Genomic DNA, 22,021 nt, shown 5'->3' on the forward strand with positions numbered 1-22,021 from the left:
AAAAAGGGGCTATGAGCCCCTTTTCTTATGCTTAATTCACTTCTTCGTTTTCTTCATCCGGTGCTTTAGGCGCTTCCAGTGCGTCGGTATCAACCTCTGACGCGGGCAGTACTTCATCGAGCACCAACTGATAGCGAATTTGCTCGGCGAGCCGTTTAACTACCTGTTCACCGGTTTCACACAATTCTGCACAGCGATGAAATTCCATCAGCCCCACATCGGTAAGAGTGGGCTCAATTAAAATGTCAGGCGGCTCACCGGCAAGGCGGGACCGGGTGACCCGGGCCTGCAGAATTTCCAGTGAACTGCTCATTACGCTTAAGATGCCTGGCGCATGCTTACTGTCGTCCTTTGGCTCCGGTGAGAACCACTGGCGCACTACATCCTGGCTTTTCTTAAAAAAGTGCTCGTTCTTTTCCTGAGTTTCCTCGTGCTTGGCGGTTTCCCGTGCAATTTGCAGTGGCCTGAAATCAGCATTGAGGTTTACCGCAATAACGAAGTCTGCACCCAGTTGACGGCACAGGTTTACTGGCACCGGATTGACCACGGCGCCGTCTACCAGCCAGCGATCGTTGTAAGCAATAGGTGAAAATAGTGCCGGGATTGCGCAGGATGCCTGTACAGAATTGCCCACATCACCTTTATTAAAAACCACTTCGCGACCTGAATACAAGTCGGTGGCAACACAGGCGAAGGGTTTATCCATGGATTCAAAGGTGGCTGCGCAAAATTCATCAGAGAGTTTATCGAATACTTTCTGACCGCTGGCGAGACCGCCGCGACGGATCCCAATCCCCATTAAACTCAGCGTTTGCCACTCGGTAAGAGAGGATGCCCAATCTTTTAATTCATTGAGCCGGCCACTGGCGTAAGCGGCGCCTACGTAAGCCCCAATCGAACAGCCCGCTACCACATCGATTTTAACACCCAGCTTTTCCAGTGCCTGGATCACACCAATGTGAGCCCAACCGCGGGCTGCACCTGAGCCCAGAGCGATGCCTATTTTCATAGCAACCTTATTCCGTCAAGTTTACGATATTAATGGATTCTGCAGTGTCAGAACGACTCGCTGATTCAAATTCGGGCGCATCAAAGGCAATGTCACCATCGGGTTGCGCTTCGCCTGTTGCTTTTATGGCTTTGAAGTCATGAAGGTTTTTATCAACCAGATGAGAAGGCGTCACATTTTGTAGAGCCCTGAACATGGACTCGATGCGGCCAGGGAAACGCTTGTTCCAGTCCTGTAACATCATTTTGATGTTCTGCCGCTGCAGATTTTCCTGTGAACCACATAAGTTACAGGGAATAATCGGAAATTCAACCGCTGTAGCGTATTTTTCAATATCCCGCTCAGTGCAATACGCCAGGGGGCGGATCACCACATGGCGGCCATCATCACTGACCAGTTTCGGCGGCATGGATTTTAACTTGCCACCATGAAACATGTTTAGAAACAGGGTCTCGAGCATATCGTCACGGTGATGGCCAAGAGCTATTTTGGTGGCGCCCAGCTCTGTAGCCGTGCGGTACAAAATGCCGCGGCGTAACCGTGAGCAAAGAGAGCAGGTGGTTTTGCCCTCCGGGATTTTGTCTTTCACTATTGAGTAAGTGTCTTCCTCAACAATCCGATAATCTACGCCCAGCGTTTGCAAATACCCAGGGAGAATATGCTCAGGGAAACCGGGTTGTTTCTGATCAAGATTGACCGCCACGATGTCAAAGCTGATGGGCGCAATACGTTGTAAATACATCAGCACGTCCAGCATAGTATAGCTGTCTTTACCACCGGATAAGCACACCATAACCTTATCGCCATCCTCAATCATGCCAAAGTCGTCGATGGCTTTACCGACATTACGGCGCAAGCGCTTCTGTAGTTTATTAAAGCTGTATTTTTGCTTGGTTTGCGTTGCCGGTGCGGCGTTGTTGATGTTTAAACTCATGATAAAGAAAGACCCATATTGCGATGGGCGCCATTATACGTGAAGCCAGAGGAGGCTGCATCCCTGATTAATGTCAGAGTTCAGCGTGGCAGCCGGTAAAACTGCCACGCCCAATTTGCTTTAGCTCACCGGGCTTTCAAAGCCTTCGGGCTTAACCGCCAGTACATCACAATTGAGTTCATCGATAACATGCTCGGCAGTATTTCCGATCAGCGCGGCAGAAATGCCAACGCGACCAACGGTGCCAATGATCACCAGCTCGGCGTCGAGTTCGCTGGCCACCTGTGGGATCACTTTTTCAGGCAGGCCTTCCTTAACATGGCAGTTGTCCAATGGAATGCAGTATTTGCTGCTGTGCTTCTCCATCTCTTCCAGATGATGGTTTTTCACCGAGGCATTGTAAGACTCCGGATCGAACTCCGGCACTTCAATGGCAATATTAAGTGGTGTGCCCGGATAACAATTGGCCAGGTGCACATGGCCGCTGAGCAGCTTTGCGTAATCCTGTGCAATAGTGGTGAGCCGATCGTTTAACTGGGCATGCTCACGGTATTCCGTCCCTACATTAACGGCTGCCACAATCTTGCCATCCTGAGGCCAGTCATGCTCTTTAACCAGCAAAACCGGAGTAGGGCACTTGCGCACCAGATGCCAATCGGTGGGAGTAAAAATAACCGAGCGCAAATCATCATGAGAGCGGGTGGCTTTCACCACAATATCGGCCTGACTGGCCAGGGCATATTTGATGATCGCCTCGTAAGGGCGGTTGTTCCATTCAACCGTTGCTTCGATGGGCTGGCCATAGACAGCCAGTTGCTCTTTGAGCCAGGCGGTTCTCTCATTGACTACTGCCTGACGCATCGCCTCGCGTTCCTCACCAGAAAGCATCGTGGTCATCTCGTAGGAGAAATCGTAGATAGTCATCAGGGCGGTAATTTTCGCGCCGGTTTTTTCAGCCAGTTCAATGGCTCTGGAGATGGCGGGTTGGTTTTCCCTTTCAGGTTCAACAACGGCCAGAATGTTGGTGTAATCAATCATAACGACTCTCCGTGCGAAGTACTCATTATGAGTGTACGACGTGAGTCGCTGTTTCTCCAGTTTCTGACTTGTTCGGGATCAAGTTATAGATAAATACCGGAGAAAAACAGCCTGAGAAGCGATTAACTGACAGTGGTGGAAGGTATATCCATACTATGCAGTTTATTGTCCATCGCTTCGAAATCGATGATAGTGATGAGTTTGCCATCAACCTTAATAATGCCTTCCTTCTGGAAACGGGTTAACAGCCGGGAAATCGTTTCAACGGTTAATCCCAGGTAATTACCAATCTCATTACGGGTCATACTGAGGTTAAACTGACGAGGTGAAAATCCGCGGTCTTCAAACCGTTTAGACAGATGCGCCAGGAAATAGATCAGTCGCTCTTCTGCAGTGCGTTTGTTCAGCAACATCATCAGGTCGTGATCCTGCTTAATTTCAGCACTCATAAAACTCATGATCTGATGACGCAGTTTAGGGAACTGTACCGCCATTTTATCCAGCGTTTCATAAGGTAATTCGCAAACCATGGCTGTTTCCAGCGCTTGCGTATAGCTTTGGTGAGCGTTTTCGCGCAGGGCATCGAAACCGATAATGTCACCGGGAAAATGAAAACCAATAATTTGTTCTTCGCCGTCCTTGCTACTGACGAACGATTTAAATGAGCCAGCGCGTACTGCATAAAGCGAATTAAATTTATCACCGGCTTTCACCAGTTTATCGTGCTTATGCAGCGGCTTTTTGCGCTCGATAATATCATCCAGCGAATCGAGTTCGGTTTTATTTAACGAAACCGGCAGGCACAAATGGCTGAAACTACAGCTCTGACAATGAATAGAAAATTCTGAGCCTTTTGACATAGATTACGTCTCCGTGTGGGCGTCGCTCAATTATTACCGTTTAGGGTGCGGTAAATCAAGAAAATCGCATATATAATAAGGCAAATTGCGACTAATGACTTAGTCTTTGGGTGTTGTAGGAGCTTTAATAGCCAGCCAGCGCCAATGCTTACCGCTATCAGTGCGGGAAAAGTGCCAAGCCCAAAGGCTGCCATAGTGGCGGCTCCGTATAAACCATCACCGCTGACTAATGCCCAGGTTAATGTTGAATACACCAGTCCGCAGGGGAGCCATCCCCAGATAAATCCATAAGGAAAAGCTGACACCGGGGACTTAAACGGAATAAACCGTTTGGAATACGGACGAATGCGTTGCCACAAGCCGCTGCCGAGCTTTTCCAGACGAGCCAGGCCTCGCCACCACTGGGCTAAATATAACCCCATGGCAATCAGCATAAGGGCGCTTAGCAACTGAAATATCATCAGACCATGGCTTACCGAAGCACGGGCAACCTGACCGAGTACACCGGTTATCGCCCCGGCAATGGCATAACTGGTAATCCGGCCGAGGTTATAACTCAATATATAGGCTAATGGCGGCTTTCCGCCGGGGACTGCCGCACGTAACGCCCCGGCAATGCCCCCGCACATACCAACGCAATGCAGTGAACCGGCCAGTCCCACGACAAAAGCAGAAATAAAACCATAGTCACTCATTGTCGTTATGGGGCTTGTCCTGGGGATTGGCGGTTTTTTTACGCTCTTCTTCGGGTAAGTCGTCGTCGAACAAAATGCTGTAGCCCTGACGCTCAAGATCCTGAAACTGATCGGATTTTACGGCCCAGAAAAAGATACCTAAGGCCACCGCGACCAGAATAATAGCCAACGGGATCAGCACATATATAATACTCACGTTACCGCCTTACTTTAATAATCGGATCGAGTTTGAAACCACTATGATACTACTTAATGACATCCCGATCACGGCCATCCACGGTAACAATAGCCCGGATACCGCAAAAGGCAGGATCAGCAGGTTATAGCCGAGAGCCCAGAGAATGTTCTGACGTATTTTGCGACGGGTTTTCTGGGCAATCGACAGTAATGCCGGCACCGTTGCCAGCGACTCACTCAGTAACACTACGTCAGCGGCGTTTCTGGCGATATCGGTAGCGTTACCCACAGCTACCGACACATCAGCACTGGCCAGTACCGGCGCATCGTTGATACCGTCACCCAACATCATCACTTTGTGGCCTAGTGCCTGTAACGCTTGCACGGCCTGATATTTTTGTTCTGGCGTCAGGCCGCCGGTGGCGACGGCGAGCGGCAGTTTAGCTGCCAGGCTTTCAACGTTTTGCTGGGTATCACCACTTAACAGTACGAGTTGATAGGCATTTAAACCGGCCAGGGTTTCACCCGTATCGGTTTTAAGGCTGTCAGTCACTTCATAGGCTGCCAGACACCGACCATCAGATACCAGATAAACATTAGCGGCAATTGGCACCGAGGCGGGGTCGGTCTGGGTAAAGCTTGCTGAGCCCAGCAGGTAATGTTGTTCGTTGATAGTACCGCGAATCCCGCCACCGGCGGTTACCTCAAAATCACTTACCTTTAACTGCTCGTTACTGATAAACGCTTTGCTGATAGGGTGTTCCGAGCGGGATTCCAGACTCGCAGTTATCCGGTACAGTTGCTCTGCTTGCTCCGGGCTAACAAACCAGCGGTCGGCGATGCCGAATTTGCCTTCGGTAAGTGTACCGGTTTTGTCCAGGGCAATAGTATCTATACCGGTGAGCTGTTCGAGGGCATCGGCGCGTTTGAGCAGGATACCTTGTTTATTGAGCCTGGCCATTGCACAGGTCAGTGCCGACGGCGTGGCAAGCCCCAGCGCACAAGGGCAGGTAGCAACCAGCACCGCAATGGCAATCCAGAATGCTTCGTCGTTACCCTGCACAGACCAATAAGCAAAGGTAAGGGCACTGATCGCCAGCACTGCAAATACAAAATAGCGCGAAAAGGAATCGGCCATTTGCGCCGCCTTAGGTTTATTAGCCATCGCGGTAGATTGCAAGCGTATAATCTGGTTTACCAGCGCGTATTTCAGTTGCTGATGCACTTCGACGGTGAGGGTGTTTTGTTGATTGACCGTACCACCAAAAACTGCGGAGCCGCTGGCTTTCAACACCGGCTCAAATTCACCTGTCAGCATCGACTCATCAATGGCTGAAGCGCCGTCGAGGATGCGCCCGTCAACGGGGATGGTTTCGCCGGCTTTGACTATCACTTTATCCCCAACGGTGAGGTGTTTAGCCAGGCAGGGCTCAATGTTACCCTGGTCGGTTAACCGATGTGCGGTAACCGGGATGTACTGCATCATATTCGCTGAAATCTGCGTTGCCCGGTGACGGGAGCGGTGTTCGAGGTAGCGGCTTAACAGCAGCAAAAAGATAAACATGCAGATGGATTCAAAATACACATCACCGGTTTCCAGCAAAGTCGATTTTATACCGGCGATATAGGTGCCAAACACCGCAATAGTCACCGGGACATCCATATTCACCGTGCGGGCGCTGAACGCTTTAATGGCGCCTAAATAGAAAGTGCTTCCTGAATAAAATACCACCGGCGTAGTTAACACCAGCGCAACCCAGTAAAAGTACTGACGGGTTTCGGCTTCGATAGCGCCAAACAAATCAAAATACAGGCCGGTCATCAACATCATCACCTGCATGGTCATTAGCCCGGCCAGGCCGAGTTTTTTAAGAAACTGCTTCTGTTCGTTCTGATAGGAGGCTTCGTGCTGATCCGGTTGAAAAGGCAGGGCGGCATAGCCAATCTTTTTCAGCGCTTTTAATATGCCACTTAAATGAATAACGTCATCTGCCCAGGTTACTGCAGCCCGGCGCTCAGACACGTTTACCGAAACCTGACTAATTCCGGTTACTTTGGCCAGTTGTTTTTCAATCAGCCAGCCGCAGGCAGCACAAGTGATCCCTTCTACCGTAAGCTGAATTTGCTTGTGACCACCTTCATCAATAACGAAGTCTTCCTGCAGGGAAGGGTCGTCATACATCGCCAGTTTGCCCAGCGTAGCCTGAAACTCGGTATCTCCCTGCGCTGCAGGTTCGGTACGAAACTGATAGTAATCCTCAAGGCCATTTTCAACAATGGCTTGTGCCACTGCCTCACAACCAGGGCAACACATAATGCGGTCTTTGCCCAGTATGTTGGCATGATAAGGACTGTCTGGCTCAGCTGGCAGACCGCAGTGATAGCATTCGATGGCCGTTACATTCATTAGGGAATGAAACGTATCTTATTGTCGCGGGGTAACGTCATTTCCTGCTGTACTTTCCAGCTTTCGTCCACAGGGGTCAGGGATACCCGCCATTTACCTGTAGTGTCTTGTTCTGTAAAGCCACGATAGATACCTTTAGCGTCGCGGGTTAACAGCAGCGAAAAGTCTTTCTCCTGCAAGGTGACGTGATAAAAGTTTAATTTAAGGGCGTTACCGGTACTGGGTATACCGCTGTGAAATTCCAGCGCAATCTGCCCTTCATTAACTGATAAGTCCGTAATGATCCGCAGGCGACGGGCTTCTTCCTCTTTCGCCATACTGGCGTTAATGGCTTTACCTTCTTTATAGTAATCATCTACCACCAGCGAGTCCTCGGTATTCGCGGCAAAGGTTACTAAAAAGTAAGCCATGATAAACGAGGACAGAGGGACGGCAATGAGAAACCACGGCCAAAAATATTTGTACCAGGGTTTGGTATCTGTTTTTTCCATTACTGCATTCCTGATGAACTTTATGGAACCGGTTTAATACGAATTCGGATAACCCCTAAAACGGGCTTTATGCGAATTAGCATTACTGTTATTGAGAATAAAAAAGCCCCGTAAAAAACGAGGCTTTTGCATTATATTTTAAAACCTTAGTTTGACAAGCTGTACACGTAAGTAGCAACTACGTGGATCTTGTTGTCACCCAGTGTTTTCTTGAACGAAGGCATTACACCGTTACGACCGTAGGTCAGTGTTTCGGTGATAGCACGCTCAGAGCCACCGTATAACCAGGTATTGTCTGTCAGGTTAGGAGCACCAAGCATTTGGTTACCTTTACCGTCCATACCGTGACACGCGGCACAGGCCATAAAGCGGGCTTTACCGGCTTCTGCCAGTGCATCGTGGTTTTCTTCCATTTCACGACCGCTCAGGCTAAGTACGTAGGCAACGGTTTCTTTGATACCTTGTTCACCCATGGCATCGATCCACGCAGGCATTGCTGCATTACGACCGTTGGTCAGGGTTTCTTTGATCTTGGCACCAGAGCCGCCGTACAACCAGTCGTCATCAGTCAGGTTAGGGAAGCCCATGTTACCGCGGGCATCTGAACCGTGACACTGTGAACAGTTTTGCATAAACAGACGCTGACCTACTTTAACGGCTTCTTCATTTTTAACCAGCTCTTCAACAGGTACTTTGGCGTACGCTTCGAAGATAGGGTCAAATTTTTCTGCGGCAAAGTCGAGTTCACGGTCGTACTGAACCAGGTAACCGCCTTCTTTCGCGTCAATTCTCGCCTGTGCTGACTCTTCTAAAGATTGCACATTCTGGTTAGAACTCTTCCAGCCCCAAAAGCCTTCCCAAGAACCTAAACCAGGGTACAGGGCTAAGTAGAAGAAGCTCCATACGATTGTGATGTAAAATAAAATGGTCCACCATCTTGGCAGCGGATTGTTGATTTCAACAATCCCGTCAAACTCGTGCCCCATTGACTCGCCTTCCGGATGGCCGGTGTAGTTGGTCAGGTTCCAACGTAACAGCAAGTAACTTCCGACTATGGTTCCCAGTGTGATCACGGAGATCCAAATTGTCCAAAACATGCTCATGAGTGTTAACTCCCGCTATTCTTTCTTTGATTCTTCTTGGTCTTCGTCGGCAAAGGGGAGGTTAGCGGCCTCGTCGAACTTTTTCTTGTTTCGACCACTAAATGCCCACCATACAATGCCCATAAATATGACGAAGACGATGACAGTAAATATGCTGCCTACAGTACCCTGGTCCATACTATTTCAGGTATGTGCCAAGAGACTGTAGATAAGCAATAAGGGCTTCCATTTCGGTTTTGCCTTTTACTGCCGCCTGTGCACCTTCGATGTCTTCTGCTGTGTAAGGCACGCCCAGCGTCTGGAATACTTCCATTTTCTTAGCGGTGTCTTCACCGGTTAGCGTGTTTTCTGCTAACCATGGGAAACCTGGCATATTTGACTCAGGTACAACATCTCGAGGATTAATCAAATGAACGCGGTGCCACTCATCACTGTACCGGCCGCCAACACGGGCCAGATCAGGACCAGTACGCTTAGAGCCCCACAGGAACGGGTGTTCCCATACTGACTCGCCAGCAACTGAGTAGTGACCATAACGTTCTGTTTCAGCACGGAATGGACGAATCATCTGGCTGTGACAACCTACACAACCTTCACGGATGTAAATGTCACGACCTTCTAATTGCAGCGCAGTGTAAGGCTTAAGACCTTTAACCGGCTCCATAACCTGCTGTTGGAACATCAACGGGGTGATCTGAACCAGAGCACCGAAGCTGATAGCAACTAAGATAAGAACGGTTAACAGACCAACGTTCTTTTCTACTAATTCATGTGGATTACGCATTTCTACTACTCCTTATGCCGCGGCTGGTTCTGGAACCAGGCTACCTTTCGGTGCACTTACTGTTCTGTAAGTGTTGTAAGCCATGATTAACATACCGGCAACAACGAAGCAGCCACCTACAAAACGTACTACGTAGAATGGTTTAGATGCTTCCAGTGACTCAACAAAGCTGTAAGTCAGGGTACCGTCAGCATTTACTGCACGCCACATCAGACCTTGCAGAACACCCGACATCCACATTGCCACGATGTACAGTACTACGCCGATCGTTGCTAACCAGAAGTGAACGTTAACCAGTTTGGTAGAGTACATTGCTTTCTGGCCGAACAGGTGCGGGATCAGGTGGTAGATAGAACCAATTGATACCATGGCAACCCAGCCTAATGCACCAGAGTGAACGTGACCTACGGTCCAGTCGGTGTAGTGAGACAATGCGTTAACGGTTTTGATTGCCATCATCGGGCCTTCGAAGGTAGACATACCGTAGAAAGACAGAGAAACAATCAGGAAACGCAGAACAGGGTCGGTGCGCAGTTTGTGCCATGCGCCAGACAGCGTCATGATACCGTTGATCATACCACCCCAGGACGGTACGAACAGGATCACCGACATCACCATACCCAGTGACTGAGTCCAGTCAGGCAGGGCAGTGTAGTGTAAGTGGTGAGGACCAGCCCAGATGTACAGTGAAATCAGGGCCCAGAAGTGAACCACTGACAGACGGTAAGAGTAAACCGGACGTCCGGCCTGCTTAGGAACGAAGTAATACATCATGCCTAAGAAGCCCGCAGTCAGGAAGAAACCTACCGCGTTGTGTCCGTACCACCATTGCATCATGGCATCTACGGCACCAGCATACATTGAATAGGATTTCATGAATGAAACAGGAAGCGCCATACTATTACCAATATGCAACACCGCAACCGTCAACATAAAGGCACCCAGGAACCAGTTCGCTACATAAATGTGCGACACCTTACGAATAGCAAGGGTTCCGAAGAAGTTAATAATGTAAGCAACCCACACCAGCGCAATCAGGATATCGATTGGCCACTCCAGCTCTGCGTATTCTTTACTGGTTGTATAACCGAAAGGCAGGGTCAGAACTGCTGCAACGATAACGGCCTGCCAACCCCAAAAGGTAAAGGCGGCGAGTTTATCGCTGAACAAACGGACCTGAGAGGTACGCTGAACGATGTAGTAAGAGGTTGCGAACAATGCACAGCCACCGAAAGCAAAAATAACGGCGTTGGTGTGCAAAGGACGTAGGCGAGAATAGGTTAACCATGGAATGTCGAAGTTCAGGGCCGGGGCAAATAATTGCGCTGCAATAAATACCCCAAGGCTCATTCCCACAATACCCCAAATAACGGTCATAATGGTAAATTGCCGTACAACTTTATAGTTGTAATCTGGCTGTGCTTGGCTTATTTCACTCATTGTAATGAATCTTCCACTTCTTTTAAAAAAGGGTTTCCAACCGTGATACTAACGTATTTCAGGTGAGGTTGCGGACATCCCCTGAAGCCTATAGTTTATGGTTTATTGTCTACAGGCCAGTTGGTACCGCGGATAATAAAGTTTTTAATAATAAAAAGATACCATAAACTAGGAGCGCTTGATCCTAGTCAATAAAGAAAAACTGACATTTACAAAATAGTGATATTAATGATCAAAAATTTAACATTTGAGCGGTTACATAAGGCCAAACATGTCATTGTTTTTGCGGTAATTCTTATTACTGTTGCGATGGTCGCAATGGTCAATATTCTTAGCGAGAATAATAACTATAAATCTGATAATAAAACGTCATGTTGGCTGGCTGGTAATTCTTGCGAAATTGGGCTACCGGAAGGCACATTAACGGTAGTGATGGACCGTTTGCCGACAATCGAAGAACAAATTCCGTTAACGGTAACTTTGCCTGAAGGGCTGCAAATAGACTCAGCCTATATTGAAGGCGTGAATATGTTTATGGGTAAAATTCCGCTACCACTTGAGCCAGAAAATAGCCGGCAGTGGCAGGGCTGGTTTATGCTGGGTGCTTGTACAGAACCCACCATGCAATGGCAAATGGTTGTTCAAATAAAAAACCGGCCGGAGCCGGTTTGGATATTCTTCACCACGCAGATGTAAGTTACATCTGAGACTGCAGGTAGTTGGGTAAGCCGAGGATTTTAATCAGTTTAAGCTGCTGCTCAAGCCAGTGAGCATGGTCAACTTCGGTGTCATCCAATAGCTCCACTAAAAAGTCACGCGTAACGTAATCCTGGGCTTCTTCACAAACAGCAATAACTTCTTTGAGCTTGGCACCCACTTCATACTCTACACGCAGGTCGCTTTCGAGCATTTCCGGCACATCTTTACCCACTTTAAAACCGGTACGCTGGGTCATATCCGGAGCGAACTCCAGCATCAGCATACGGTCGATAAGTTTGGTGGCATGGCCTTTCTCGTCATCAAACTCGTGATTGATGCGCTCGTACAGCTTGTTAAAACCCCAGTCGAGGTACATTTGCGCATGGATGAAATACTGATCCATGGCCGCTAACTCGTATGAGAGCAGTTCGTTGAGGCCTTCAAGGACTTTTTGATTACCTTGCATTAGTCATCTCCCATTACTTGTGCTTGCAGATAGTTCTCGATACCCATGTTTTCAATCTGGTATTCCTGGGTTTCGAGCCAGTCTAAGTGTTCTTCTTCATATTCGAGTAACGATTCAAGAATATCGCGACTCACGTAATCCTGTTTCTCTTCACACAGGGCGATTGCTTTGCGGAGCAGGGGAAGCTGTTCTTCCTGAAATTTCTTATCACACTGAAGCATCTCTTCGGTGTGTTCACCAATGTATAACTTACCCAGTGCCTGAAGATTGGGCAGGCCTTCGAGAAACAATATACGCTCGATAAGTTCATCGGCTTGTTTCATGTCTTTGATGGATTTTTTGTAGTCTTTCTCATTCAGCTCTTCCAGCCCCCAGTTTTTAAACATCCGGGCATGAAGGAAGTATTGATTGATCGAGGTCAACTCACTGGTTAACACTTCGTTTAGTATGGCAATTACCGATTTATCGCCTTGCATAATCTGATTCCTGAGCGTTTAATGGCTTAAGTGTAGGGTGTATTGTACGATTTATCAAGTTTTTCTATAAAAAACAGTCACATACAAATGATAACGATTATCGGTCTGTCCTTTGTTAGTATTTGTCTTGCAGGGTTACTGTTCAACCAGCGACAAACTTTCCTCAGCAAAACCTAACCCGGCTTCTGTAAAGAAGTTAAAGACCTTATCCACACCGTTATCGGCCAGCGCCGAGACTTCATCTTCGTATCGGGCAATGGCTGCAATTTTGCCACTGTAGCCGGCATTTTTGAGCTGTTTGGTAATGTTGATGGCATCTTCAATGGATGGCAGGGCCAGCAAAACTAACTGCACATGACGAATATCCAGGTTTTCCCAGAGGTCAACGTCTTCACCGTCGCCATTAATAACATTCATGCCATCCTTTCGCATCCGCTGTACTTTGGCGCGATCGGCATCCATCCCCCAAACCCGGGAGTCGGCAATTTTATTCAGCGAACTGAATGCACCTATACCAACCCGACCAAGTCCCACTACGAGTATTTTAGCCCGCTTAATTTCAGGATAAATATCTTCTTTGAGACGTACCGGACTCTCGAGTTTTTTAACCGGCTCTTTTATACGCTGATAAATACTGTGCGAATAACGGTAGATAATGCTGGTGAAAATAAACGACACGGAAGTGGCTACCGCCAGCACGACCAGCCATTTTTCACCCAGCATCCCCAGACTGACTGCCAGGGCGCCTACAATTAAGCCAAATTCGCTGTAATTAGAAAGCACCAGCCCGCCGAGGTAAGCGGTTCTGCCACGCAATTGCAAACGGGTAAACAACCAGAAGAACAGCATAAACTTAATCGGGATGATCACTACCAGTAAACCTGACATCATTAGCATACTGATGTCCGGCAGAGCGGTTAACCCAATCGATAAAAAGAAGCCAATCAGGAAAAGATCCTTGAAAGCCAGTAATGACTTGGCCATTTCAGAGGCTTTGGCATGAGGAGCAAACAATAAGCCGAAGATTAACGCGCCCAGATCGCCTTTTATGTTCACCAATTCAAACAGGTGATAGCCACCGAGGGCGAAAATAAACCCGGTAAGAGGGAGTAACTCACCGTGACCAGACTGATTAAGCACACGTTTTAATAACGGCATTAAAGGGATGATTAACAGTAATAACGGGGCCCACAGACTGGGTATTTTACCGGTAGCCACCACCAGGAAAATCACCGCAAAGATGTCCTGCATTACCAGTACACCAATGGCCAGCTTGCCATGTCGGGTTTTCGACTCACCTGCTTCTTCGAGCACCTTTACAACACATACCGTACTGCTGAAAGACAGCGCAAAGGCTATTAGCGCCGCAGATTGCCAGTCAATCTGGCCGGTTATTCCGCTCAGTACCGCGCCAACACCAATGAGTACCGCAGAAATAATCACTCCCCACAAAACTGTGTGAGCAATACTGCCTGCCCAGACTTCGCGTTTGGATAAATCTTTTAAATTCAGTTTCAGGCCAATGGTAAAGAGCATAATGGTAATGCCCAGATTGGCGAACGTGGTAATAGCGGGGGTGGCAGAAAAACCAAATGCGTTAAGCAGGAACCCGGCAACAAGATAGCCAACTAACGGCGGGATGCCGATAAGTTTTACACCCAGACCGCAAACAAAAGCGAAGAGTAAAAATATATATTCCATTAAATGCTATCGAAAGACTGGTTTCAGTACAAAATATCACGATAACTCAATGGCTGGCAAAGCCAGTACGCAAAAATTCCCGCCAAGCCATGCCGATATACCAAGGTCTTAGGGCGACAAACTGGCCTGAGCAGAACTTCAGGGTACTTAAAAGTGTAAAAGCAACGCTAAAGCAAGCGCTAATGCGCTTCGGCCAATTTCTCACTGTGTTCCAGAATATTCAGTTCCTGCAACAATTCATATTCGCGAACCTTAATGGTGCCCAGCTCAAATGTGATCTCGCGTTTACGTTCGTTTGGATCAACAGATAGCGGTTTTCGACGAACCTCCGCTTTATTTAAAGGCGTTACGTTAGAGTAGTGAGCCGACGAGGAGTGGTTCTGTTCGAAAGAACCGGGTAGGTAAGAAGACTTTTCAAAAGACAGCGCTGAGTGTGCAGAGCCATTGGATTCGTTCTGAGCAGCCATTGATTGCTCCTTATGAGCGTTGATTTCATCGGCTCTGTCCATGGTACGAAGTTTGCGAGCAAATATTTCCAGACCAACACGGTTAACAGTAACGCCGAGCTCCTGGCATTGCTTATAAGTAATGTCGTTGTCTTTATAATTGTTCTGACGAACTAATCGTTTTACGGTTTCTAATTTTTCCATTTTTGCGCACTTATTATTTTATCCGACTGATTTAATGCCAGAATTTATATTTATGGATTATTATGATGTTAAGAATCGTAAACACACCGATTTCTCAGACCGATGTTACAGGTGATTAATTGAGCACGCAATGCTACAAAAGTCAAATATTTGACGTCCATTTAAGCGTTTTGCACATTTATTGCGTTTAACTGTATGATTCGCGCTGTAAATTTACTTGACGGAATAAGGTGGAAGTCAGTTGTCAGCAGCCAGTAAGGAAACGTCAAAAAACCGCGCCATCACTCGCGTACTTATCATCGAAGGGTCGGTTAACCTGTTATTGTGTCTGGTGAAACTGGTCATTGGCCTAGTCACCCAATCTTCGGTGATCCTCGCCGATGCACTCCATTCACTGACTGACTTAACCAACAACATTATTGCTGTGGTGGCACTGCGGATCAGTCATAAACCACCGGATCACTCTCATCCGTATGGTCACCAGAAGTTTGAATACCTGGCGATATTTATTCTGGCAGTACTGCTTAGCGTGGTGGCCTTTGAATTAGTAGCCTATGCCTATGAAAATCATGGACAGGTGGTTCAGCAAAGTTATGCCGGACTAGGCATTCTTATTCTGGCCATTATGGTCAATTTTACTCTGAGCCAGTGGGAAGGCCGCCAGGCTAAAAAACTCGGTTCAAAACTCCTCGCCGCCGATGCCAAACATACGTTCAGCGACGTGCTGACATCCATTGCCGTATTGGTAGGGTGGCAGTTGGCGGCAATGGGCTATTATTGGTTAGATACCCTGTTTTGTTTGCTGGTTGCCATCGTTGTTGGCAAGCTGGCCTGGGAGTTGTTTCAACAGGCTTTGCCGGTACTGGTAGATGCGGATGTGACCGCTGAGCAATTTTCGCCTGAGCAACTGGCCCGGGTGGTCAGTGAGTTTGTGGAGATCGATGGCGTCACGGATATTCGCAGTCGGGCAATGGGGGAGCAGGTGATATGTGATTTAACCCTGCAAATAAACCCTGAACTGTCACTTACTGCGGCGCATGCCCTGTCTCATGCGTTCGAAGACCGCCTCAAAGAAGAGTTTGAGCTGTATGATGTCATCATTCATATAGAACCTGCTAAATCAACATAATCAAGGAGTTGATGTGCGACAGCTAATTTTTACCTATCTGATTGCAGCGTTGGTACTCAGTATTTTACTTAGCCTTTGGCTCCCAGGTTTAGGGTGGTTGGTGTTGTTAACCGGCGGGCTACTGGGCGTTGCTGTTTACGATGCCCGGCAGCACAAACACTCTTTATTGGTAAATTTTCCTCTGATTGGCAGAATGCGCTGGATCATTGAAGATTTCAGGCCGTTTTTTCAACAATACCTGTTGGAAACCGAAACCAGCGGCCGACCCATTAGCCGGATGTTTCGCTCGATCGTGTATCAGCGTGCTAAAGGCAGTATGGACAGCGTTCCGTTCGGCACTCAAATCGATACTTACAAATCGGGCTATGAATGGATCGGCCATTCATTATCGGCGTTAAGCGCCGAAGATCTGGATGATGATCCACGGGTGATCATTGGCGGACCGGATTGTAAACAGCCCTATGCCGCCAGTATTCTTAATGTTTCTGCTATGAGTTTTGGTGCCCTGAGTAAAAATGCCGTTATGGCACTCAATAAAGGCGCCGCCCTGGGCGGTTTTTACCAAAACACCGGGGAGGGCGGGCTCACTCCTTACCACCTGGAAAACGGTGGTGATATTGTGTGGCAGATCGGTACCGGATATTTTGGTTGTCGTACCAAAGATGGCCGCTTTAATGCACTGCAATTTGAAGAAAAAGCGAAACTGCCAGCAGTCAAAATGATAGAAATCAAACTGTCGCAAGGGGCAAAACCTGGCCATGGTGGTATTTTACCCGCTCACAAGAACAGCGAGGAAATTGCCAGCATCCGCGGCGTGACTGCCGGTGAGGATGTGATTTCACCGCCCACCCATAACGCCTTTAACACGCCTATAGAAATGCTCGAATTTATTCAAAAATTGCGTGAGTTATCTGGCGGTAAACCCATCGGTTTCAAACTGGCGCTGGGCCGTAAAAGTGAATTTCTGGCTATCTGTAAGGCCATGAAGGAAACCGGTATCACGCCGGATTTTATTACTGTGGATGGCGGGGAAGGTGGTACGGGTGCTGCACCGTTGGAGTACTCAAACTCAATTGGTTTTCCACTGAGAGAAGCCCTGGCGTTTGTTGATGATGCTCTGGTGGGATTTGACCTTAGGGATCGTATTAAGATTATCGCCTCAGGCAAAATCATCACTGCTTTTCAGATTGTAAAAAATCTATCTCTGGGAGCAGACCTGTGTAACAGCGCCCGTGGAATGATGTTTGCCATTGGCTGCGTACAATCTCTTTCATGTAACACCAATACCTGCCCAACCGGCGTGGCTACGCAGGATCCTAAGCTTTATAAAGGCCTGGATGTGAATCATAAAAGCCATCGGGTAGCGACGTTCCATAAAAAGACCATCCTGGCGATGGTGGATATTTTATCGTCCACCGGACACAGCAGCACCGAACACTTAAATCGCACCCACATTTTCCGTCGGGTCAATCAGCACACGGTGTTACGTTACGACGAAATATTCCCATTAATCAGTCCGGGCTGTTTTCTGGATGAAGATGATGCCCCCAAAGCTTACCAGCTGCATTTAAAAGAGGCCTGCGCCTCGACATTCAAACCGGCCAATACCCTGGCAGAAGTAGACCATGAAACCCAGTCGGTTTAACGACGGCAACGCTAAGTGGCTTTTACAGATAACTTAATTTATTGATAAACATCAAATAGTCATCGTGCAGATGTACTACACTAAGATTAACAAAACAGCCAAACAAGGAGGCTGACAATGAGTGGTTATAATAGCGTTTTAGTAGCAATTGATGTGTTTGCTAACGAGCACAGTAAAGTGGTTGGAAAAGCCCTGGAGCTGGCTGGCTCAGCAGGCAAGATAAATCTGATATATGTGGCCTATCCACAAACTAATTTTGAGCCCTACGGCTTATTTCTGGAACGTGATTTCTCGGAAGAAGTTCGCGAACAGGCACTGAAAAAACTGCAGGGAATTGCTGATGGACACGGTATTCCACGTACCCATCTGCACGTGGCAATTGGCTCTGCCGCCGAAGAAATCCACGAAATGGCGAAAAAGCTCAGTGCCGATTTAATTGTTATGGGCACTCATGGCCAAAGTGGCGTGCAATTGTTGCTTGGCTCCACAGCTAATTCTGTGTTGCACGGCATTGAATGTGATTTGCTGGCCGTAAAAGTCTAAATGCACCCACACAGCCCACTCGGGCTGTGTGGTGGTTTTACTGACCTTCGGTAGATTCGGAATGACCGGCATTAAGTTGCTCGGCATACCTGCCTGCCATGACGTTTTCGGCGCCTTCCTGCTGCAAGTTAAGCGCGGTAATCGGGAAGGGGATCACTATCTGCTCTTCATTAAAACGCTTGTGCAGTGCTTTAATAAACGTCGATTTAACAAAAAACCGATTGAAATACTCTTTGGTTCTTAGCATCACCGTAAAGTTAATGCTGGAATTATCAAAGGTGTGATACACCACAAAAGGGTCGTAAGACTCAACGCCCCATTCGTGGTCCAGCAGCACCTGATTGGCCACTTCCAGGGTGACCTTCTCGACAAACTCCAGATCCGAATTATAGTGCACCCCAACCTCTACCGGTACAGAAAGCTCCTTTTCAGGATAGTAATAATTTATAATTTTCGACTGGGAGACTTTGCTATTTGGCACTATCACAATGTTATTGGGCAGCATTTTAATCCAGGTTGAACGCCAGCCAATTTTATCGACGAAGCCTTGTTCACCGCTTTCCAGTTCAATGAAATCTCCAATGCGAAAAGGCTTGTCGATAAGGATTTGCACGCCGGAGAAGAAGTTCTCCAGAGTAGGCTGTAGTGCTAAGGCAACCGCTAACGATGTGATCCCCAAAGAGGCAATTAAAGGCGTAACGGATATGCCAAGGGAGCCCAGTACCAGCAGTATACATAACCCAATCAGTAAGGCTCGGATGGCACCACTGGCAATACTGCGGGTATTGTTCAGTAATGGCGAACGGGAGGCATACACTTTAATAGCGTAGGTTACCCAGCGTTCGATAAACAAAATAAGGGTGATGATGACCATTGCTTTGATGATATGGCCGAGAATTTCGGTATCTTCTTTGGGCAACACCCCGGTAATGGTGACACCATAACGACCCAGCCACAGCAGAATAGTGAAAATAGTAAGGTTGAGGGGGGCGTTAAGTGCGAGAATAAGTACCTGATAAAAATGATTATGTTCGCTGTCCTGTTGCTGCATCTGGGCGCGTAAACGCACCAGAAAAAGGCGTTTTGCGATGAACAGAATCACGATAATGGCCAGGCAAGCGCCGGCAACCATGCTTTGCTTTGTTGTCAAAACATCAATAAATTCCATGACTTAAGATTCCCTTAATCTAATTGCGTTACACTACAGAAAAGCAACCAATAATTATTCTTGCAATCTGTACACCACACATTCATTTTTGCGGCGTAAGTTTGTGTTATAAAGTAGTCCGGCGTAATACGCAGAGTAGTCATGGAGCAGCGATGTTTGTCACCAAAGTTACCGGCATTAAACGGTTATATTATGCAACCTGGTATTCACTTAAAGGGCTGAAAGCGGCTTTTTTGAGTGAACCCGCAGTCCGGCAGGAGCTGGCTTTACTGGTATGTGGCGTGGCACTGAGTTGGTGGCTGGACGTGACTGCAGTAGAGCGGGTATTGATGGTGAGCAGTTTGCTACTGATAATTATTGTTGAGTTACTTAACAGCGCAGTAGAAGCCGTGGTGGATAGAATAGGCCCTGAAATTCATGAGCTCAGCGGCAAGGCCAAAGATATTGGTTCGGCAGCGGTGTTCGTGGCCATTATGCTGGCGCTGTTTTGCTGGGCAACTATCCTGTACCCGTTAATTTTCGATCTTTTTCAAGCGTCGTAAGTCTTTAAACCAAACTGCGCCGCCTACGGCAATAACCATTGCACAGGCTCCGCCAGCCAGGGTAGCTGCTACCGGGCCTACCGCCGCGGCTATCGCACCGGCACGGAAGTCGCCAAGCTGGTTAGAAGAGGCGATAAAAATAGAATTGGCCGCACTCACCCGTCCGCGCAGTTCATCCGGGGTATTTAATTGCACCGCCGCACCGCGGATCACCACACTTATCATATCTGACGCACCATAAACAAATAGCGCAGCGGCAGCCAGCCACATAGTATCAGACAAAGCAAAAGTAATAATGGATAGGGCAAACACGCCCAGTGATACAAACAGCGTAGTGCCTGTATTGTCAAATTCGGTTTTAAATCGGGAGAGATAAATGCCCATTAATACTGCACCCGCTGCTGGCATAGCGCGCAAAAATCCCAGCCCTTCGGGACCGACTTTCAGAATGTCTGCCGCATACACTGGTAGCAACGCCACCACACTACCCAGTAACACAATAAACAGATCCAGGCTTAAACTGCCCAGGACTATTTGATTGTGTCTGACGAATCGTAAACCGCCAAGAAGGTCTCTTTTCCCTTTGCCGGTGTTAGCAGCCCCCATGGTCGGGATCTGATAAAAGCAGGTAAGGGTAGCAAGGGCAGCGGCCACTAATAACCAGTAGATATGGCGATCTAACAAGGCAATTAAAATCCCGGCTACAAATGGCCCAACTGTTAGCGCGATATTCCAGACGGTACTGGTGATAGCCACAGCCTGGTTTAAGTGATGGGGCGGAACCAGATTAGGTAACGTTGCCTGTAATGCCGGCGACATGAATGCTTTACCACAACCATGTAAGCTAATTAAGGCCAGCAGATACCATTTATTAAACTCCGGGATCATCATCAACAGAGCGAAACCGCTGAGCACGGCGAGCTGCATGGTAGCGCCCGCCAGTAGAATTTTACTGCGGGAAATATGATCAACGGCCCAGCCGGTAATCGGAAAGAGTAAATATACCGGCACAATCTGGAACAACCCCACCAGTGCTAAATCGAAGGGATCACCGGTGCGTTCATACAAATGCCAGGCAAAAGCCACTGCCATGATTGATTCAATGGCACTAAAAATACCGCGTCCAAACAAAAACCAGACAAAGCGAGATGTAAAAACCGAAGATTGTGTCATTATGGGAAATATTGGGGAGCAGGGCGTTGAAGCCATTAATAAAGTAGCGATATGCTAACAGATTCGCTCGACGCTGTGGGCTAACTTAGGTCAGGAATAACAGATTTCAGGTTTAAATTAACCACCCATAGGGAAAAAAGGCGCAACCTAAACGGTGTTAGGTTGCGAAACCGGCCGGGAACAGCCAATGAAACCTTTAATACATTTTGTAGGGCAGGAATTTACCTGACATCACTACGTGAACTCTGTCGCCCTTGGGATCTTCCTCACGCTGTAAATCCATGGAGAAGTCGATAGCACTCATGATGCCATCACCAAATTCCTCATGGATAAGCTCTTTAAGGGTGGTGCCGTAAACATTAACCAATTCATACCAACGATAGATTAATGGATCGGTTGGGACTTCGGTGGGCAATGAGCCTTTATACGGGGCAATTTGTAACCAGGCAACGGCTTCATCGCTCAGGTCGAGCAGGGCGCCAACACCTTCGGCTTGCTCTTTAGTCATAGCCATCTGGCCTAAACACGCGGCAGTGCTCCATTCTTTTGACTGCCCTACAACTTCGGCGATTTCAGACCATTTAATGCCCTTAGTAATTTTGGCAGACTGAATGATTGCTGTAACCTGGGTACGATCGGTAATCATGGTGATAGCTTCCTGTATTGTGTTAAACATTGTTAAATTTTGGGCACAAAAAAACGCCCATACCGCCTCCAGCAAGCTGGAACAGCATGAGCGTCTTTGCTCAAACACATAGACCGTGTTTATGAATTAATTTGTTCATTAACCCAAAGCATTATCGATGCCATATTAATAAAGCTATAATAAACAAAGGTGTGGCTTTTTTTAGGGGGCGTTAGGCCGCACTAATGAACTATAATGGCGCATTG

24 protein-coding genes are annotated in these 22,021 nt (G+C 47.7%); 5 read left to right on the forward strand and 19 right to left on the reverse strand.

Translation table 11 applies throughout. From position 1 onward, the window contains the following. Nucleotides 1–31: 31 nt before the first annotated feature. From rssA to ccoN, 12 genes are all read right to left on the reverse strand, one after another. On the reverse strand, nucleotides 32–1,009 hold the full coding sequence (gene rssA, locus AC27IB_RS20410; RefSeq protein WP_296049213.1) for a patatin-like phospholipase RssA: 978 nt from the start codon (nucleotides 1,007–1,009) through the stop codon (nucleotides 32–34). Nucleotides 1,010–1,016: 7 nt separating this feature from the next. Beyond that, nucleotides 1,017–1,943 (reverse strand): tRNA 2-thiocytidine(32) synthetase TtcA, encoded by a 927-nt coding sequence (gene ttcA / locus AC27IB_RS20415; protein WP_296049215.1) that lies wholly within the window; start codon nucleotides 1,941–1,943, stop codon nucleotides 1,017–1,019. Nucleotides 1,944–2,063: 120 nt separating this feature from the next. Further along, nucleotides 2,064–2,981: a universal stress protein UspE gene (gene uspE, locus AC27IB_RS20420; RefSeq protein WP_487123233.1), complete on the reverse strand. Its 918-nt coding sequence runs from the start codon at nucleotides 2,979–2,981 to the stop codon at nucleotides 2,064–2,066. Between the two features lie 122 nt (nucleotides 2,982–3,103). After that, on the reverse strand, nucleotides 3,104–3,841 hold the full coding sequence (fnr, locus tag AC27IB_RS20425) for a fumarate/nitrate reduction transcriptional regulator Fnr (RefSeq protein ID WP_296049218.1): 738 nt from the start codon (nucleotides 3,839–3,841) through the stop codon (nucleotides 3,104–3,106). A 26-nt stretch (nucleotides 3,842–3,867) separates the two neighbouring features. Next, nucleotides 3,868–4,536 carry a sulfite exporter TauE/SafE family protein gene (locus AC27IB_RS20430; RefSeq protein ID WP_296049220.1) on the reverse strand — a complete coding sequence of 223 codons (669 nt, stop codon included), beginning with the start codon at nucleotides 4,534–4,536 and terminating at the stop codon, nucleotides 3,868–3,870. After that, nucleotides 4,529–4,732 carry a cbb3-type cytochrome oxidase assembly protein CcoS gene (gene ccoS, locus AC27IB_RS20435; RefSeq protein ID WP_296049221.1) on the reverse strand — a complete coding sequence of 68 codons (204 nt, stop codon included), beginning with the start codon at nucleotides 4,730–4,732 and terminating at the stop codon, nucleotides 4,529–4,531. The genes AC27IB_RS20430 and ccoS overlap by 8 nt, the downstream gene beginning before the upstream one ends. Before the next feature lie 9 nt (nucleotides 4,733–4,741). Next, nucleotides 4,742–7,120, reverse strand: a complete 2,379-nt coding sequence (locus tag AC27IB_RS20440) for a heavy metal translocating P-type ATPase (protein WP_487123236.1) — start codon at nucleotides 7,118–7,120, stop codon at nucleotides 4,742–4,744. Then, nucleotides 7,120–7,611 (reverse strand): FixH family protein, encoded by a 492-nt coding sequence (locus AC27IB_RS20445; RefSeq protein ID WP_487123238.1) that lies wholly within the window; start codon nucleotides 7,609–7,611, stop codon nucleotides 7,120–7,122. Before AC27IB_RS20445 ends, AC27IB_RS20440 begins: the two co-directional genes overlap by 1 nt. A gap of 146 nt (nucleotides 7,612–7,757) precedes the next feature. Beyond that, the gene (gene ccoP / locus AC27IB_RS20450) at nucleotides 7,758–8,714 is read right to left on the reverse strand and encodes a cytochrome-c oxidase, cbb3-type subunit III (protein WP_296049227.1); all 957 of its coding nucleotides are present in this window, start codon (nucleotides 8,712–8,714) and stop codon (nucleotides 7,758–7,760) included. Between the two features lie 15 nt (nucleotides 8,715–8,729). Then, nucleotides 8,730–8,891 carry a cbb3-type cytochrome oxidase subunit 3 gene (locus AC27IB_RS20455; protein ID WP_296049228.1) on the reverse strand — a complete coding sequence of 54 codons (162 nt, stop codon included), beginning with the start codon at nucleotides 8,889–8,891 and terminating at the stop codon, nucleotides 8,730–8,732. A gap of 1 nt (nucleotide 8,892) precedes the next feature. Next, the gene (ccoO, locus tag AC27IB_RS20460) at nucleotides 8,893–9,498 is read right to left on the reverse strand and encodes a cytochrome-c oxidase, cbb3-type subunit II (RefSeq protein ID WP_296049231.1); all 606 of its coding nucleotides are present in this window, start codon (nucleotides 9,496–9,498) and stop codon (nucleotides 8,893–8,895) included. A gap of 12 nt (nucleotides 9,499–9,510) precedes the next feature. After that, nucleotides 9,511–10,938 (reverse strand): cytochrome-c oxidase, cbb3-type subunit I, encoded by a 1,428-nt coding sequence (gene ccoN, locus AC27IB_RS20465; protein ID WP_105934751.1) that lies wholly within the window; start codon nucleotides 10,936–10,938, stop codon nucleotides 9,511–9,513. Nucleotides 10,939–11,166: 228 nt separating this feature from the next. Here ccoN and AC27IB_RS20470 point away from each other — a divergent pair, with 228 nt between their 5' ends. Beyond that, complete coding sequence (locus tag AC27IB_RS20470; protein WP_487123241.1) at nucleotides 11,167–11,634, forward strand: hypothetical protein; 468 nt, start codon at nucleotides 11,167–11,169, stop codon at nucleotides 11,632–11,634. Between the two features lies 1 nt (nucleotide 11,635). Here the strand turns inward: AC27IB_RS20470 and bfr (AC27IB_RS20475) are convergent, their stop codons facing one another. The 4 genes from bfr (AC27IB_RS20475) to AC27IB_RS20490 all read right to left on the reverse strand — a co-directional run bounded on the left by bfr (AC27IB_RS20475) (nucleotide 11,636) and on the right by AC27IB_RS20490 (nucleotide 14,930). After that, nucleotides 11,636–12,103, reverse strand: coding sequence for a bacterioferritin (bfr, locus tag AC27IB_RS20475; RefSeq protein ID WP_105934753.1), 468 nt, complete (start codon nucleotides 12,101–12,103; stop codon nucleotides 11,636–11,638). Beyond that, nucleotides 12,103–12,579, reverse strand: coding sequence for a bacterioferritin (gene bfr / locus AC27IB_RS20480; protein WP_105934754.1), 477 nt, complete (start codon nucleotides 12,577–12,579; stop codon nucleotides 12,103–12,105). Before bfr (AC27IB_RS20480) ends, bfr (AC27IB_RS20475) begins: the two co-directional genes overlap by 1 nt. Nucleotides 12,580–12,714: 135 nt before the next feature. Next, nucleotides 12,715–14,280 (reverse strand): cation:proton antiporter family protein, encoded by a 1,566-nt coding sequence (locus AC27IB_RS20485; RefSeq protein WP_296051985.1) that lies wholly within the window; start codon nucleotides 14,278–14,280, stop codon nucleotides 12,715–12,717. Nucleotides 14,281–14,459: 179 nt separating this feature from the next. Further along, nucleotides 14,460–14,930: a hypothetical protein gene (locus AC27IB_RS20490; protein WP_296051986.1), complete on the reverse strand. Its 471-nt coding sequence runs from the start codon at nucleotides 14,928–14,930 to the stop codon at nucleotides 14,460–14,462. Nucleotides 14,931–15,171: 241 nt separating this feature from the next. Between AC27IB_RS20490 and AC27IB_RS20495 the strand changes: the two genes are divergently transcribed. From AC27IB_RS20495 to AC27IB_RS20505, 3 genes are all read left to right on the forward strand, one after another. Continuing rightward, a complete protein-coding gene (locus AC27IB_RS20495) occupies nucleotides 15,172–16,059 on the forward strand; it encodes a cation diffusion facilitator family transporter (protein ID WP_296051988.1) in 888 nt (295 codons plus the stop codon). Nucleotides 16,060–16,072: 13 nt separating this feature from the next. Next, nucleotides 16,073–17,704 (forward strand): FMN-binding glutamate synthase family protein, encoded by a 1,632-nt coding sequence (locus tag AC27IB_RS20500; protein ID WP_487123243.1) that lies wholly within the window; start codon nucleotides 16,073–16,075, stop codon nucleotides 17,702–17,704. Nucleotides 17,705–17,821: 117 nt separating this feature from the next. Beyond that, nucleotides 17,822–18,247 (forward strand): universal stress protein, encoded by a 426-nt coding sequence (locus AC27IB_RS20505; protein WP_296051992.1) that lies wholly within the window; start codon nucleotides 17,822–17,824, stop codon nucleotides 18,245–18,247. 37 nt (nucleotides 18,248–18,284) lie between these two features. Here AC27IB_RS20505 and AC27IB_RS20510 read toward each other — a convergent pair whose 3' ends face one another. Continuing rightward, nucleotides 18,285–19,415, reverse strand: coding sequence for a mechanosensitive ion channel family protein (locus AC27IB_RS20510; protein WP_487123246.1), 1,131 nt, complete (start codon nucleotides 19,413–19,415; stop codon nucleotides 18,285–18,287). Nucleotides 19,416–19,567: 152 nt separating this feature from the next. Here AC27IB_RS20510 and AC27IB_RS20515 point away from each other — a divergent pair, with 152 nt between their 5' ends. Beyond that, the gene (locus AC27IB_RS20515) at nucleotides 19,568–19,957 is read left to right on the forward strand and encodes a diacylglycerol kinase (RefSeq protein ID WP_296051997.1); all 390 of its coding nucleotides are present in this window, start codon (nucleotides 19,568–19,570) and stop codon (nucleotides 19,955–19,957) included. On the opposite strand, the gene AC27IB_RS20520 is transcribed toward AC27IB_RS20515, so the two are convergent. Both AC27IB_RS20520 and cynS read right to left on the reverse strand, forming a co-directional pair. Further along, nucleotides 19,928–21,130, reverse strand: coding sequence for an MFS transporter (locus tag AC27IB_RS20520; protein ID WP_487123248.1), 1,203 nt, complete (start codon nucleotides 21,128–21,130; stop codon nucleotides 19,928–19,930). The two genes, AC27IB_RS20515 and AC27IB_RS20520, sit on opposite strands and share 30 nt — an antisense overlap. Before the next feature lie 196 nt (nucleotides 21,131–21,326). Then, the gene (gene cynS, locus AC27IB_RS20525) at nucleotides 21,327–21,776 is read right to left on the reverse strand and encodes a cyanase (RefSeq protein ID WP_296052010.1); all 450 of its coding nucleotides are present in this window, start codon (nucleotides 21,774–21,776) and stop codon (nucleotides 21,327–21,329) included. Nucleotides 21,777–22,021 lie beyond the last annotated feature (245 nt).

It is taken from the genome of Alteromonas sp. 4NH20-0104 (assembly GCF_057547795.1).